Origin of the sequence: Sphingopyxis sp. Geo25 (assembly GCF_949769135.1) — a bacterium.
In the GTDB taxonomy this organism is placed as follows: Bacteria; Pseudomonadota; Alphaproteobacteria; order Sphingomonadales; family Sphingomonadaceae; genus Sphingopyxis.
Genome location: NZ_CATKOZ010000001.1, coordinates 204,213 through 218,573, shown reverse-complemented (window position 1 = coordinate 218,573; position 14,361 = coordinate 204,213). Strand labels below are relative to the sequence as shown.

The window sequence follows — 14,361 nt, the reverse complement described above, 5'->3', positions numbered from 1 at the left end:
CCTTTGCTTGAATCGGACAGGAAACGGATCGCGCCGCCTCTGGTTCCCGCGTCAGGCGGCCTTCCAGTCGCTGGTCGTCGTAAAGGTCGGCAGGGCGAGTTGGCCCGGCGTCTGCTGCGTCGCCGCAGCGATCAGATAGGGCGACACGCGATGACGCGTGCACAGCCCGCCGTTGCCGTCGCTCACCATCGTCTGTTCGAACTCGATGCCCTGCTGGTGCTTCATCGACCGGCGCACCGTCGCGGTGACGAGCTGGCCTTCGCCGAAATCGATGACGAAGCGCGTGCCCGTGGGCACGTCCAATATCCCCTCGATGAAGGCCCCAGTTGCCGACAGGTTTCGGATCACGACATTGTAACGGTGATTGCCGTGGATCGCGCCGACCTTGCGGAACATCTGGAAGCGGTCGTTGCGCTGCTTTGCCGGTCCCGATGGCTTGATCATCCACGATCCTGCCTCGGCATGGTCGACGAGCTCGTCGTTGCCTACGGGCTTGCTGTAGATATAGCCCTGCACATGGCTGACATGGAGATTGCGGATCAGGTCGAGCTGGTCATGCGATTCGATGCCCTCGGCGGTCGTTTCCATGTCGAGCGCTTCGGCGAGCGCGACGATCGCCGCGATGATCGCGCCGTTGCGCGACCCCGGCACGGTGGCCCCACGCACGAAGCTCTGGTCGATCTTGATCTTGTCGAATGGCGCCGACTGGAGATAGCCGAGCGAAGAATAGCCGGTCCCGAAATCGTCGAGGGCGAGACGAACGCCAAGGTCCTTCAGCGCCTTGAACATCCGCGCGGTCTCGGCCGAGTCGCTCAGGAACACATTCTCGGTAATCTCGAGTTCAAGCCGGTCGGGCGACAGCCCCGCCGCGCCAAGTGCGCTCGCGACGACCTTCGGCAGATCCTCGTTGGCGAACTGGATCGGCGATACGTTGACCGCGACGCGAAGGTCGCCGGGCCAGCGGGCGGCATCCTCGCACGCCTTGCGGAGCACCCATTCGCCGAGTGGCCAGATCAGATTGGTTTCCTCGGCGATCGGCACGAACACCGAGGGTGAAATGAGGCCACGCTCCGGGTGCGTCCAGCGAATCAGCGCCTCGACGCCGGTGACCAGGTTCGTTTTCGCCTGGACGACAGGCTGGTATGTCAGCTCCATCTCGCCGCGCGCAAGCGCATCGCGCAGATCCTCCTCGAGCGCGCGGCGATCCTCGGCGGCCTGATGCAGGTCGCTCGAATAGAAGCGGAAGCGTCCACGGCCATTGCCCTTCGCGGCATAGAGCGCGAGGTCGGCGTTACGGACGAGATCGTCACTGGTCTGTCCGTCGAAGGGCGCGATCGCGACGCCCACCGACGCCCCGATGATGCAGCGGCTGCCCTCGACCGAATAGGGCTGCGACAGGCTGCCGATGATGTCGGCAGCCATGTCTCCGAGCTTGCCGCGATCCTCGACGTCGGGGAGGATGATCTGGAACTCGTCGCCGCCAAGCCGGCTGACCATTTCCTTGTCGCCGACGATCTTCAGCAGCCGTTCGGCGACCTGCTTGAGCAGCGCATCGCCGGCGGGATGCCCCAGCGTGTCGTTGACCTGCTTGAAGCGGTCGAGATCGAGCAGCATGATCGCGCAGCTGCGCTGCTGCTGCGAAAAGGCGGCAAGCGTCGTGTCGAGCTTTTTCGAGATATTGAACCGGTTCGCAAGCCCGGTCAGCGAGTCGTAAAGGGCGAGGCGCGAGGCATCCTCGGCCGAACGGCGCTGCGCGGTGATATCGGTGCCGCTGCCGCGATAGCCGGCCATGTCGCCGCCTTGGTCGAAATAGGGCCGACCCGAGATCGCCCACCAGCGATCGTCGCCCTCGAACGCGCTGCGTAGCGGCAGCTCGTCGAACTTCGACTGTTTGGTCATCAGAAACGGCAGGGTGCGCTGGCGTTCGCCATGGCTGTCGACGGGAAGGAACAGGTCGGTGAAAGGCGTCCCGAGCAGGCCGGTCCCGGTGCGTCCCATCAGCCGCGCGACGGCATCGGTGATATAGGTGATGCGGCCCTTCGCGTCGGTCGACCAGAACCAGCCGCGGCCGCTTTCCTCATAATTCTGGAGCAGCAGACGGGCTTCGCGCGTGTCCAGACCCGACGGGACAGCCGGCGCCTCGCCGCGCGGACGCGCCATGCGCGAGCCAAGCTTGCCGAAAAAGCCGCGTCCGCTTTCTTCGGTCGAGTCCTGGTCCTGGCCGTCCGAACTGATCCGCGATGGATTGTCCATCAATGAAACCTTGACGTTCCCATAAGTCAGCGGTTCGCAATGCCCGCAATGCCTTGCGATAATGTTAAGTGTTCGGCCGACGCGGTTCAAAACTGTACCATTCGGGGAAACGGCAAGCGGCCTGTCGTCGCCCGCCGACGTGATCGCCTGGCGCACCGCCGAGCGCCGCATCCTTCGCCGCCGTTGCAATTCTTTGATCCATGACTTAGGGCCAGGCAAGAGAAAGCACCCAAGATTTCCAAGCGCCAAGCATCAGCAAGACCGGACAAGCCGCGCCGGAAGCGCTGGATTTGGATATGGTCATCGGTAATCCCGCTGACCTTAGCGGGCGCCGCTTTCCTGCTTACCGATCCCGCTCCGCTGGTTGAGCAGCCCGCCCCGCCGGATGCCGAGCAGGCGAGTGCTGTCAAGATTGCCGTGAACCAGCTACGCAACAATGCCATCCCGGACGCCGATGAACCCCAAATAGTACGCTTGACCTCCCGGCAGCTGGCGGCCGCGGGGGCCTTGGCAAGTGATGCGTTTAAGCCAGACCGCCTGCTGATCGAAATCGACGGCGACCGGATCAACGTCACGGGCAGCCACAAGCTCCCCTTTGGCCGGTGGCTTAACGTCGGAATCGTCGGTCACGGAAGCAAAAACGGCTTCCCCAAAGTCTATCTTACCGTCGGATCGGTTTCGTTCCCCGCGAGGATCAGCCGCCTAATTCTCGAGGGCACTCGCAGCTTGGTCAATCTGCGCGGCGCGGACATTCCTCCTCTCGACAGATTGGTCCGGCGTTTCGTGATCGAGGGCTCAGATGCGGTAGCGCTGGTGCAGGTGCCGCCCAAGACGGGTATCGTCGATCAGTTCGGGGATGGTCGGGGCCGTATCGACGCAAAGGCCGTGCTCGCCACCTATTGCCGGCTGACCGTGTTGCAATCTTTGAAACCGACCGACGAGCTGGCTGAAGCGGTACGCCGAACCTATCCCGCGCAGACAGCCGGCGCGGCGACAGCCTCCTCCAATCGGGCCGGTTTTGTGGCGCTTGCGATGTTCGCTGTGTCCCCACGGGTGGGCGACCTCATCGGCTTGTCGGACGAGGATATCAAGGACTGCCGGAGCGAGCCTGTCGCCCTCAAGCTCCATGACCGCTTCGATCTAGCGAAACATTGGACTTTGTCGGCAGCGCTCGCGGCCACAAGCGGAGCCCAATTCAGCCAGGCAATGGGCGAATGGAAAGAACTCGCCGACAGCGTCTCGAAACAGTCGGAATTTGCCGAGGGCGATCCGAGCGGATTTTCCTTCATCGACATCGCGGCGGATCGATCGGGCTTTTTGGTGGCACAAACCGCGACCGATACGGAGCGCGCGCCATCGATGGCTATCAGGATGTCGCGGATCGATCAGGACGCAATCCTGCCGTCACCGCTGATGACACTGGAAGAGGGCCTACCCGAAAGCGTTTTCGTGCAGAAATATGGCACGATCCGAGATGCCCGGTTTCTCGAAAAAGTCCGCCAAATTGACGAAGAATTGGCCAAATCCTTCCCGCGGTGAAATACGCTTCGCCAATAACCGACGCGTCGTTCCGGCTTGGGCCAACCGGGCCATCGCTCCTACTCACCTGAAGCATGCAACGGCCGGTCGGCCGCCCGGTGCATCGATCGCATCAGGCGTAACGAACGGTTGCCGTAACGCGCTTCCGGCGCATGAAGCCGCCGATCGCCCCGATGCCGACGAACATCATCAGCCAGGTTGCCGGCTCGGGCACGGCGGCGACCGACAGCGATACGCCGCCCGAATTGTCGCCGAGGAAATCGTCGTAGAGGTAGAAGGTCACCGCGCCCGCGCTGTTCAGCGTGAAGCTGTCGAGATAGCCACCCGAGTTGGCGAACGACAGCGCTTCGCTGCTGTAATAGCCGTCGCCAACGCCGAGCGGTCCAATCCCGCCGGATGCAGCGCCGTCACCGAAGAGATAGGTGGTGCCACCGATGATGTAGCGCGCGCTGTTTTCCCAGCCCTGACTGCAGTTCATACCGGCGCCATCGCATCCGGTCGGCGCGCTGAAGCGGGTAAACGCTGTGTACGCATCCTTGACGAAGGACAGGCTGTAGGTACCGGCGGCAAGATTGAGCGTAACGCCGTTCGATCCGTTGAGCGAGGCGTTGGTCACGCCGTTCAGGTTGACGATCGTCGCGGCCTGAACCGGCGAAGCGGCCAAGGCCGCAATCGCGAGCGCTGCCGCCGAAAGTGCGGTCGATGCGAACTTCATCGAAATACCCCCTACGCGATTCCCATGCAGGAACAATTTGCCATCCTTAGCAAATCGTTGAGATCGCGTTAGTCTTTTATTGTCCCATATCGAGACAGGACCGGAGGGGCAAGGACGACGGCATCGATACCGCCCAGCCCCGCACCAGAGGCGGGCGATCCATATTATCGCTGCGGTAGTAGCAAACTCGCATCGCCATAGCTGTAGAAGCGATAGCCGCTATCGATCGCGTGCGCATAGGCGGCCTGCATCACCTCCAGCCCCATCAGCGCGCTGACCAGCATGAATAGGGTCGATTTCGGCAGGTGGAAATTGGTCATCAACCCGTCGATCGCCTTGAAGCGATAGCCGGGGGTGATGAAGATCGCGGTATCGCCCTCGAACGGCGCGATTTCGCCGGTATCGTGCGCCGCGCTTTCAAGGAGGCGGAGGCTGGTCGTGCCAACTGCGATCACCCGCCCGCCGCGCGTACGCACGGCATTCAGCCGCTCGGCGGTCGCGGCGTCGATCCGCCCCCATTCGGCGTGCATCACATGGTCGTCGGTGTCGTCGGCCTTGACCGGCAGGAATGTCCCCGCGCCGACGTGAAGCGTCAGCGTCTCGGTCAGGATTCCCGCTGCCTCCAGCGCCGCGAGCAGCTCGGGAGTGAAGTGGAGCGCCGCAGTCGGAGCGGCGACTGCGCCGTCCTCGCGCGCGAACATCGTCTGGTAATCGCTGCGGTCGTCGGCGTCGGTCGGGCGCTTGCCCGCGATATAGGGCGGCAGCGGCATCGTGCCCGCGCGTTCGAGCAATAGCTCGACGGGCTCGTCGCCGCCGAAAGCGAGGATGAAGCTGCCGTCGGCGAGCCGGTTCTCGGCCAGTGCCTCGACGCCCGCACCAAAATCGACGGTGTCACCGACGCGGAGCCGCTTTGCGTTGCGCACGAATGCCTGCCAGCGACGAAGGTCGATCCGCTTGTGCAGCGTCGCGCCGATTTTCGCCCCAGGCGCGCCCTCCTCCTCACGAGCGCCCCGTCGTCCCTCGAGCTGCGCGGGGATCACGCGCGTGTCGTTGAACACCAGGCAGTCGCCCGCGCGCAGCAGCAACGGCAGGTCGCGGACGCCCGCATCGGACATCGCATCGCCCTGCACGAGGAGCATCCGCGCGGCATCGCGCGGGCGCGCGGGCCGGAGCGCGATGCGTTCGGGCGGAAGGTCGAAATCGAAGGCGTCGACGCGCATGGCTTTTGGCGCGCAGTCCCGCGCTTACTGCCGCAGCGGGGCGTTGAGCTGGTCGACGGTGACTTCGGCGGGCGCAGGCTGCGCCTCGACCAGCGCCGACGCCGGCGGCATCGGCTTGTTGTCGGCGGCCACCGACACCTGCACCATGCGCGACATCACCGCGGGCGGCTCGCCCTTCTGGATCGCGTCGACATATTGCATCCCCGACACGACGCGCCCGAAGGCGGTGTAACGGTGATCAAGGCTGAAGCGCGGCTGCAGCATGATGAAGAACTGGCTGTTCGCGCTGTCGGGACTTTCGGCGCGCGCCATCGACACCGTGCCGCGCATGTGCGGGACGTCGTTGAACTCGGCCTTGAGATCGGGAAGCGACGATCCGCCCTGCCCGGTGGCGGTCGGGTCGCCCGTCTGCGCCATAAAGCCGTCGATCACGCGGTGGAACTTGACCCCGTCATAAAAGCCCTGACGCGCGAGCTGTTTGACGCGCTCGACGTGGTTCGGCGCTGCGTTCGGATAGAGCTGGATCACCACCCGGCCGCCCGTCGAAAGGTCGATGTCGAGCATATATTCGGGGTTGCCCATATATTGCTCGGGGGTCATCGCGGGCGCGGCGGCGGGCGCTTGGGCCGCCGGAGCGTCGGCCGCAGGCGGCGCCGGGGTTTCGGTCGCCGCAGGCGCGGGAGACGACGCCGGTTCTTCCTGCGCCGCGAGCGGGGCTGCGAGCGCGAACGCCATTGCCGTCAGGACCAGGGGGCGGAAGATGGATTTCATTCTGTATCGGCCTTTATTCGAAAAACTGCTCTACGCCCCGCGAGGCGGCCTAGCGGCAAAAAGCTGAACGCTCAATGATTGGAGTCAGCCGTCGCCCTGGCGAAGGCCGCGATCGGCGATGCGCGCGACCACGGCGTCGCGCACCGACGGCGTAACGAATTTGTGGATATCGCCCCCGAAGATGGCGATTTCCTTGACGAGACGCGAAGCGATAGGCTGCAACCCGACGTCGGCCATCAGGAAGACGGTCTCGATGCGGTCGTTCAATTGCTGGTTCATGCCCGCCATCTGATATTCATATTCGAAGTCGGCGACCGCGCGTAGCCCGCGGACGATCACCCCCGCGCCCTCGCGCTCGGCGAAGTCCATCAGCAGCGAATTGAAGCCGACAACGCGGATGTCGCCGCCGATGCTCGCGACCTCGCGGCGCACCATCTCGATCCGCTCGTCGTCGTCGAACAGCGGCGACTTGGTGATATTGGTCGTCACCCCGATGACCAGCCGGTCGACCAGCTTCGCGCCGCGGCGGATGATATCCATGTGGCCAAGCGTGATCGGGTCGAAGGTTCCGGGATAAACCCCAATGCGCATCAATGGTCCCTTTCCACGACATAGCGTGCGATCGCGCGCAGCAGCGCTGCCTCTTCGCCGAAACCGGCGAGATGCGCAATCGCCTGGTCGACCAGCAGGCGCGCCTGCGCCCGCGCACGTTCGAGTCCCATCAGCGTGACGAAGGTTGCCTTGCCGGCGTCGGCATCCTTGTGCAGCGCCTTGCCCGCAAGTTCCTCGTCACCCTCGACGTCCATGATGTCATCGGCGATCTGGAACGCGAGGCCGATATCGCGCGCGTAGCCGCGCAACGGACGGCGTCCCTCGATCGGGATGCGCGCGAGGATTGCCCCCGCCTCGACCGAGAAGGCGATCAGCGCGCCGGTCTTGAGTTGCTGGAGCCGCGTCACGGTCGAGAGGTCGAAGTCCGACGTCTCTGCCATCAGGTCCATCATCTGTCCGCCTGCCATACCTGCAGGGCCGGCCGCGCGCGCAAGTTCGGAGCAGAGTTCGGCGCGGACGAAGGGATCCGCGTGCGTCGCCGGATCGCAGAGCCATTCAAAGGCGAGTGCATGTAGCGAATCGCCGGCGAGCACGGCGGTCGCCTCGTCGAACGCCTTGTGAACCGTCGGCTTGCCGCGACGCAGATCATCGTCGTCCATGCAGGGCAGATCGTCGTGGATCAGCGAATAGACGTGCATCGCCTCGACCGCTGCGCCCACACGCAGGCTGATCGAGCGATCGACATGAAAAAGATCGGCGGCAGCGCGCACCAGCAGCGGACGCAGCCGCTTGCCGCCAGCAATCGCGGCGTGGCGCATCGCCTCGTACAGCCGCTCGCGCGGATCGGCTGGAACCGCCAGCAGCCGGTCGAACAGCTGGTCGATGCCCTCGGCGACGTCATCCTGCGCGACGCGCAGCAGATCCGCCACCTGACCCGTATCGCCACCGACAAGCGCCACCGCGATCAGCCCTGCCCGAAAGGTGCGGTTCCCGCCGGCTGGCCGTCGACGAGGCTGACCTGCTCGATACGCGCCTGCGCGGCAGCGAGGCGCGCTTCGCAATGCGCGCGGAGGGCATGTCCGCGTTCATAGAGCGTCACCGATTCCTCGAGGCTGACATCGCCGCCCTCGAGCCGCCGGACGATGGTTTCAAGCTCGCCCATCGCGGCCTCGAACGACAGCGACGCGATATCGGTATGGGGGGTGTCCGTCATGCACCCTGCTTTGGCCCTTTCGCCCCCCCATGGTCAAGTGCGGTCGAGCTTGACGTCGCCCCGCGCCGCGATAGCATCGCGTTCATGTTCATCGGGCACTATGCACCGGCGCTCGTCGCCGCCGCCCGGCCGAGCGCCGTGGGGCTCGGCACCCTGTTCGTCGCCGCGCAGCTTGTCGACATCGGCTTCGCGGTGTTGCTGATACCCGGGATCGAGGCGATGCGGATCGTTCCGGGGATCACGGCCATGAACCCGATGGACCTTCACCACATGCCCTATACGCACAGCCTGCTCGGCGCGATCATCTGGGCCAAGCTGTTCGGGCTGCTGGTGTGGGCCGTCACGCGGCGCAAGGCGGCCGCAATCGGCGCCGCGCTGGTCGTGCTCTCGCACTGGTTCATCGATCTCGTCGTCCATATTCCCGACCTGACGCTCTATGGGGCGCGGCCGAAGCTGGGGCTCGGGCTCTGGAACCACCCGCTCATCGCGATGCCGCTCGAGCTTCTGCTGATCGGCGTTGCATTCGTCTATTATGTCCGCCGCACTGGTGCCCCGTCGGGCAATTTCCGGTTGGGAATTCTCGCCGCCCTGCTGCTGATCTGCCAGGCGATCGACTGGTTCGGGCCGAAGGAGCCCGTCTATTCGCTCGCGATTCCCGCAACGATGCTCGCTGCCTATGCCCTGCTTGCGGCGACTGCTGCATGGGCTGGCGCCAATCGAACCCCTGCATTGGCGCGCGATTAAGCATGCAACCGCTCGCCGCCTATATCGCGACTGCACTGATCTTCGGCGCCCTCGATGCGATCTGGCTCACAAAGGTCGGGCCGAAGCTCTACCGGCCCGAGATCGGCGAGTTGCTAATGGACGGATGGCGCCCTGCCCCGGCGCTCATCTTCTACGTTCTCTACATTCTGGGCATCCAGATCTTTGCGGTGCAACCCGCGCTCGCCGCCGGCCGGTGGCAGGTCGCGGCCCAATATGGCGCGCTGTTCGGCTTCTTCTGCTACATGACCTACGACCTCACCAATCAGGCGACGATGCGGGTCTGGTCGACCAAAGTCACGCTGATGGACATTGCGTGGGGGACCGTCGCCACCGGCATCGCGGCGGGCGCGGCCACCTGGCTGCTACTTGCCCTGCTGCCGCGCGGCGCCTGACCCTTTCGCCTTTCCGCAATCACGATTCCGCTTTTTGCAATTGCTGGGTCGCATCCGGCAAGTCATGTTGCATTGCACAAGAGAGAGGGGCTCGAAGGCAAGTTTTGTTTCATCAACAAGGACTTGCACCATGAAAAAGATTCTCGTTCCGGCCCTGGCCCTGTTCGCACTGACACCCGCCGCCGCGCATGCCCAAGAGCAGCGCTTCGAGCATCAGGGGCGCATCTATGCCTACACGGTGACCGAGGTCGACGGCTACCGCGTGATCAGCGGCGTCGAGGAAAAGACCGGCAAGCGGTTCAAGCTGCGCGTCGGCGAACATCGCGTCCGCGGCACCGTCGGCACGCAGCAGGTCAATTTCCCGCTGCGCGACGTTGCGCCGCTGGGAAAAGCTAGCACGCTCGCGTCGCGCTGAACCCTCCCTCCGACCGCAGACCCCATGATGTTTTCGCATCATGGGGTCTGTTCGTTTGAGGTGCGCGGCGCTAAAGGCGCGCCATGACTCAGACAGCAGCCGCGCCCGCCTCCGTCATCACCCCCGAGATCGTCGCCGAACACGGCCTCTCGCCGGAAGAGTATGATCGCGTCCTCGCCGCGCTCGGGCGCGAACCGAACCTCGTCGAGCTCGGCATTTTCTCGGTCATGTGGTCCGAACATTGCAGCTACAAAAGCTCGCGCATCCATCTGAAGAAACTGCCGACCGAAGCCCCCTGGGTGATCTGCGGCCCCGGCGAAAATGCGGGCGTCATCGACATCGGCGAAGGGCCGGACGGCAAGAAGCTCGCCGCGATCTTCAAGATGGAGAGCCACAACCACCCGTCGTACATCGAACCCTATCAGGGCGCGGCGACCGGGGTGGGCGGCATCCTCCGCGACGTCTTCACGATGGGCGCGCGCCCCGTCGCCAACCTCAACGCGCTGCGCTTCGGCCGCCCCGATCATCCGAAGATGAAGCATCTCATCTCGGGCGTCGTCCACGGCATCGGCGGCTACGGCAATTGCGTCGGCGTTCCCACGGTCGGCGGCGAGGTCAATTTCCACAAGGCCTATGACGGCAACATCCTGGTCAACGCGATGACCGTCGGCGTCGCCGAGCAGGACAAGATTTTCTATTCGGCCGCGAGCGGCGTCGGCAATCCGATCGTCTATGTCGGATCGAAAACCGGCCGCGACGGCATCCATGGCGCGACGATGGCATCGGCCGACTTCGGCGAGGATGCCGAGGAGAAGCGCCCGACCGTGCAGGTCGGCGACCCCTTCACCGAGAAATTGCTGATCGAGGCGTGCCTCGAACTGATGGCGTCGGACGCGATCGTCGCGATTCAGGACATGGGCGCCGCGGGCCTCACCTCCTCGTCGGTCGAGATGGCGTCGAAGGGCGGCGTCGGCCTCCACCTCAAGATGGACGATGTTCCGCAGCGCGAAACGGGCATGACCGCCTATGAGATGATGCTGTCCGAATCGCAGGAACGCATGCTGATGGTCCTGAAGCCCGGCAAGGAAGAGTTCGCCAAGGCGATCTTCCAAAAATGGGAACTCGATTTCGCGGTCATCGGCACCGTCACCGACACCGGCCGCATGGTGCTCGAACATCATGGCGAGATCGTCTGCGACATCCCGCTCGCGCCGCTCGCCGATGATGCACCGCTCTATGACCGCCCGCACGTCGCGACGCCGAAGCAGGCCGAGCTGACGAACGTCCCGGAGACCACCGACGTCGCCGCCGACCTCAAAACGCTGATGGGCACCCCCGATATCGCCAGCCGCCGCTGGATCTGGGAACAATATGACAGCCAGGTCGGCGCAGACACGGTGCAGACCGGCGGCGACGCGGCGCTCGTCCGCATCCACGGCACCAACCGCGCGCTCGCGATGTCGACCGACTGCACCCCGCGCTATTGCTACGCCGACCCCGTCGAGGGCGGCAAGCAGGCGGTCGCCGAAACGTGGCGCAACATCAGCGCGGTCGGCGCAACGCCGCTCGCGATCACCAACTGCCTCAATTTCGCGAACCCGCAGCGCCCCGAGATCATGGGGCAGATCGTAGGCTGCCTCGACGGCATGGCGCAGGCGTGCCGCGCGCTCGACTATCCGATCGTTTCGGGCAACGTCAGCCTCTATAACGAGAGCAAGGCGACCGGCGGCGGCAGCGCGATCCTGCCGACCCCCGCGATCGGCGGGGTCGGGGTGATCGAGGATCTGAACAAGGCGGTCGGGATCGGCTTCAAGCGCACCGGCGACATCGTGCTCGCGGTCGGCGAACGCGCCGGGCATCTCGGCCAGTCGGTGTGGCTCCGCGAAATCCACGGCCGCGAGGAAGGCCCCCCGCCGCCGGTCAACCTGCGCTGCGAAAAGCGCACCGGCGACTTCATCCGTGGCGCGATCAACGCCGGCTGGATTACCGCCTGCCACGACGTCTCGGACGGCGGCATCGCGGTGACGCTCGCCGAAATGGCATTGAAATCGAACATTGGCGTTCTGGTCAGCGAGGAACAGCCCTTCGGCGTCGCCGAAAGCTTCTTCGGCGAGGATCAGGGGCTCTACCTGGTCACCGTCTGCGACACCTGCCTCGCCGACTTCCTCGACGCCGCGGGCCGCGCCGATGTGCCGGTCGACCCGATCGGCCGCACAATCAAGGACCGCATCGTCTTCGAGCTGCCCGAAAGCGACCATCAGGTGACGCTTGCCGAACTCCGCGAAGCGCACGAAGGCTTCTTTCCGAACCTGATGGGGGCCGACGCGGCGCTTGCGTGACAGAAGTCTTCATTGCGAGCGAAGCGAAGCAATCCGGAGCGGTTTACGCTACGCTGGATTGCCGCGTCGCTTCGCTCCTCGCAATGACGACGCTCCATTTTGCGCGGAGGTGACGGACTCATGAGCATCCATGTAGGCGTCGGCGGCTGGACCTTCGAGCCATGGCGCGGCCCCTTCTATCCCGCCGGCCTCGCGCAGAAACGCGAGCTCGAATATGCCGGGCAGCATCTGACGGGCATCGAGATCAACGGTACCTATTATGGTAGCCAGAAGCCCGAGAGTTTCGCCAGCTGGGCCGCATCGGTCCCCGACGGCTTCAAATTCAGCGTCAAGGCGTCACGCTTCACCACCAACCGCAAGGTGCTGAAGGAAGGCGCCGCCTCGATCGAGAAATTCCTGACGCAAGGACTGATCCGCCTCGGCGACCGGCTCGGCCCGATCCACTGGCAATTCATGGCAACCAAGAAGTTCGACCGCGACGATTTCGCGGGATTCCTCGACTTGCTTCCCGACAGTCAGGACGGCCTGCCGCTGCGCCATGCGATCGAAGTGCGGCATGAAAGCTTTCGCGATCCGGCGTTCATCGACATGCTGCGCGCGCGCAACATGGCGGTGGTCTATGCCGACAGCGACGAATTCCCGTGCATCGACGAGCAGACCGCCGACTTCACCTATGCCCGCCTCCAGCGCAGCCAGGAGGATGTCGAGACCGGCTACACCGAGGCAGCGCTGGATGGTTGGGCGAAGCAGGCAAAGGATTGGGCGAAGGGCGACCGCGACGTCTTCCTCTTCTTCATCGCGGGCGCCAAGGTCCGCAACCCGGCGGCAGCGCAGGCGCTGATCGCGCGGCTATGACCGCAGGCTATTCGGGCACGCCGCTCGCAAAGAAACTGTCGCTGAAGGACGGCATGTCGACGTGGTTCCATGCCATGCCGGCAAGCGTTCGCGCCGAGATCGGCGATATTTCGCTGAATGAACGCGATGCGCCCGAAGCGGGGCTTCAGGCCGCACATATCTTCACGACCGAGCGCGATGAACTCGAACGCCTGCTGACCGACCTCCGCACGCTGATCGATTCGGCCGGCTTCGTCTGGGTAAGCTGGCCGAAGCGAGCCGCGAAGGTCCCGACCGACATCACCGAAGATGTGATCCGCGAAATCTGCCTGCCGATGGGCTGGGTCGACGTGAAGGTCTGCGCCGTCGACGCGACCTGGTCCGGCCTCAAACTGATGATCAGGAAAGAGCTGCGCTAAAAAATGAACCCCGGCGACAGCCGGGGCTCATGAAGATGGAAAGCTGGGCCCCGGCTTTCGCCGGGGAAGCACTCAACTCAAGCCGCCGCAGCCTTCGCCGCGAGGAAGTTGTATGGGTCGATGCCGCGGCTGCGGTACGCCCGGTGCGCTTCCTTGTAGAGCGTCGGCTCGCCGATCCCGAGGCGCGCGCGCGCGGCGTCGAGCGGTTCGGCGAGCAGGGCGCGAATGTCCTGCTCGATAATCGGCTTCGACGCCTTGCCGTGGCGCTGGCCCTGGCGGATCGCGCCCATCACCGGCGCGTCGCCCTTGACGCTGCGCTTCAGCTCGTAACCGCCGGCATAGGCGATGAAGAAATTGCCGTAGTTACCGGTCTGGCCATAGGTGAAGCCGAGCACGCATTGCTCGCCGAGCGCGTCGCGGCCGTAGCCGGTCAGGATATGAAACAGGTCGTGCGTGTCGCGCAGGCGATTGGCATACCACTGGAGCTGGTCGTCGAACTTCGGGCGGCCCATCTTCTCGGCCTCGGCAACAAGGCCTGCAGCCGACAGGCCTTCGCGGCGCATGAAGGTGACATAGGCGTGACCTACGGTGCCCTCGGGTAGCGCGTCGATCCAGCTGTGATCGTCGAGCAGGTCGGGCAGATAGGGCTCGCTGGCCATCAGCTGCCGGCCCTTCTCGCTCTCCACGAACGCGCGCGCATCGTCGACGAAGCCCTTGCGGGGCAGATTCTCGAAGATGTGAAAGACCTGTTCGGTGTCTTCCTTGTCCTTGATCAGCTTGCGGAAGTGACCGAACGCCTTGACCGGCCGGAACTTCGCAGGCTGACGATCAGGATGGGAGAAGATGGTCGGGATCATGGCGGCTCTCTTTTGCGAACTCGTGCGAATCATCTAATGCTGTCCGAATAGCATTACTGACATAGATGTCAATAACT

General features: G+C 64.5%; 15 protein-coding genes. 7 read left to right on the top strand and 8 right to left on the bottom strand.

Going from position 1 to position 14,361, the window contains the following annotated elements:
• Positions 1-51 precede the first annotated feature (51 nt).
• Positions 52-2,253 (bottom strand): EAL domain-containing protein, encoded by a 2,202-nt coding sequence (locus QOL68_RS01080; protein WP_282946147.1) that lies wholly within the window; start codon positions 2,251-2,253, stop codon positions 52-54.
• 417 nt (positions 2,254-2,670) lie between these two features.
• Between QOL68_RS01080 and QOL68_RS01075 the strand changes: the two genes are divergently transcribed.
• Positions 2,671-3,792 carry a YfiM family lipoprotein gene (locus QOL68_RS01075; RefSeq protein WP_282946146.1) on the top strand — a complete coding sequence of 374 codons (1,122 nt, stop codon included), beginning with the start codon at positions 2,671-2,673 and terminating at the stop codon, positions 3,790-3,792.
• Between the two features lie 112 nt (positions 3,793-3,904).
• Here the strand turns inward: QOL68_RS01075 and QOL68_RS01070 are convergent, their stop codons facing one another.
• The 6 genes from QOL68_RS01070 to QOL68_RS01045 form a co-directional block, all read right to left on the bottom strand.
• Entirely contained in the window at positions 3,905-4,507 is a 603-nt protein-coding gene (locus QOL68_RS01070) for a PEPxxWA-CTERM sorting domain-containing protein (protein WP_282946144.1), read from the bottom strand.
• Positions 4,508-4,671: 164 nt separating this feature from the next.
• A complete protein-coding gene (gene queA, locus QOL68_RS01065; RefSeq protein WP_282946142.1) occupies positions 4,672-5,727 on the bottom strand; it encodes a tRNA preQ1(34) S-adenosylmethionine ribosyltransferase-isomerase QueA in 1,056 nt (351 codons plus the stop codon).
• 24 nt (positions 5,728-5,751) lie between these two features.
• Positions 5,752-6,498, bottom strand: a complete 747-nt coding sequence (locus QOL68_RS01060; protein ID WP_058455629.1) for a peptidylprolyl isomerase — start codon at positions 6,496-6,498, stop codon at positions 5,752-5,754.
• An 84-nt stretch (positions 6,499-6,582) separates the two neighbouring features.
• Entirely contained in the window at positions 6,583-7,089 is a 507-nt protein-coding gene (coaD, locus tag QOL68_RS01055; RefSeq protein ID WP_282946139.1) for a pantetheine-phosphate adenylyltransferase, read from the bottom strand.
• A complete protein-coding gene (locus tag QOL68_RS01050) occupies positions 7,089-7,979 on the bottom strand; it encodes a polyprenyl synthetase family protein (RefSeq protein ID WP_282948241.1) in 891 nt (296 codons plus the stop codon). The genes coaD and QOL68_RS01050 overlap by 1 nt, the downstream gene beginning before the upstream one ends.
• Before the next feature lie 35 nt (positions 7,980-8,014).
• On the bottom strand, positions 8,015-8,263 hold the full coding sequence (locus tag QOL68_RS01045) for an exodeoxyribonuclease VII small subunit (RefSeq protein WP_058455626.1): 249 nt from the start codon (positions 8,261-8,263) through the stop codon (positions 8,015-8,017).
• 84 nt (positions 8,264-8,347) lie between these two features.
• On the opposite strand from QOL68_RS01045, the gene QOL68_RS01040 reads away from it, so the two are divergent.
• The 6 genes from QOL68_RS01040 (at position 8,348) to QOL68_RS01015 (ending at position 13,427) form a co-directional block, all read left to right on the top strand.
• Complete coding sequence (locus QOL68_RS01040; RefSeq protein WP_282946136.1) at positions 8,348-9,007, top strand: metal-dependent hydrolase; 660 nt, start codon at positions 8,348-8,350, stop codon at positions 9,005-9,007.
• Positions 9,008-9,009: 2 nt separating this feature from the next.
• Positions 9,010-9,420, top strand: coding sequence for a DUF2177 family protein (locus QOL68_RS01035; RefSeq protein WP_282946134.1), 411 nt, complete (start codon positions 9,010-9,012; stop codon positions 9,418-9,420).
• Between the two features lie 130 nt (positions 9,421-9,550).
• Positions 9,551-9,835: a hypothetical protein gene (locus QOL68_RS01030; protein WP_282946132.1), complete on the top strand. Its 285-nt coding sequence runs from the start codon at positions 9,551-9,553 to the stop codon at positions 9,833-9,835.
• A gap of 83 nt (positions 9,836-9,918) precedes the next feature.
• Entirely contained in the window at positions 9,919-12,174 is a 2,256-nt protein-coding gene (gene purL / locus QOL68_RS01025; RefSeq protein ID WP_282946130.1) for a phosphoribosylformylglycinamidine synthase subunit PurL, read from the top strand.
• Between the two features lie 120 nt (positions 12,175-12,294).
• Positions 12,295-13,029, top strand: a complete 735-nt coding sequence (locus QOL68_RS01020) for a DUF72 domain-containing protein (protein ID WP_282946128.1) — start codon at positions 12,295-12,297, stop codon at positions 13,027-13,029.
• On the top strand, positions 13,026-13,427 hold the full coding sequence (locus tag QOL68_RS01015) for a hypothetical protein (protein ID WP_282946126.1): 402 nt from the start codon (positions 13,026-13,028) through the stop codon (positions 13,425-13,427). Before QOL68_RS01020 ends, QOL68_RS01015 begins: the two co-directional genes overlap by 4 nt.
• A 77-nt stretch (positions 13,428-13,504) precedes the next feature.
• Here the strand turns inward: QOL68_RS01015 and QOL68_RS01010 are convergent, their stop codons facing one another.
• Positions 13,505-14,284 carry a Coq4 family protein gene (locus tag QOL68_RS01010; protein ID WP_282946124.1) on the bottom strand — a complete coding sequence of 260 codons (780 nt, stop codon included), beginning with the start codon at positions 14,282-14,284 and terminating at the stop codon, positions 13,505-13,507.
• Positions 14,285-14,361 lie beyond the last annotated feature (77 nt).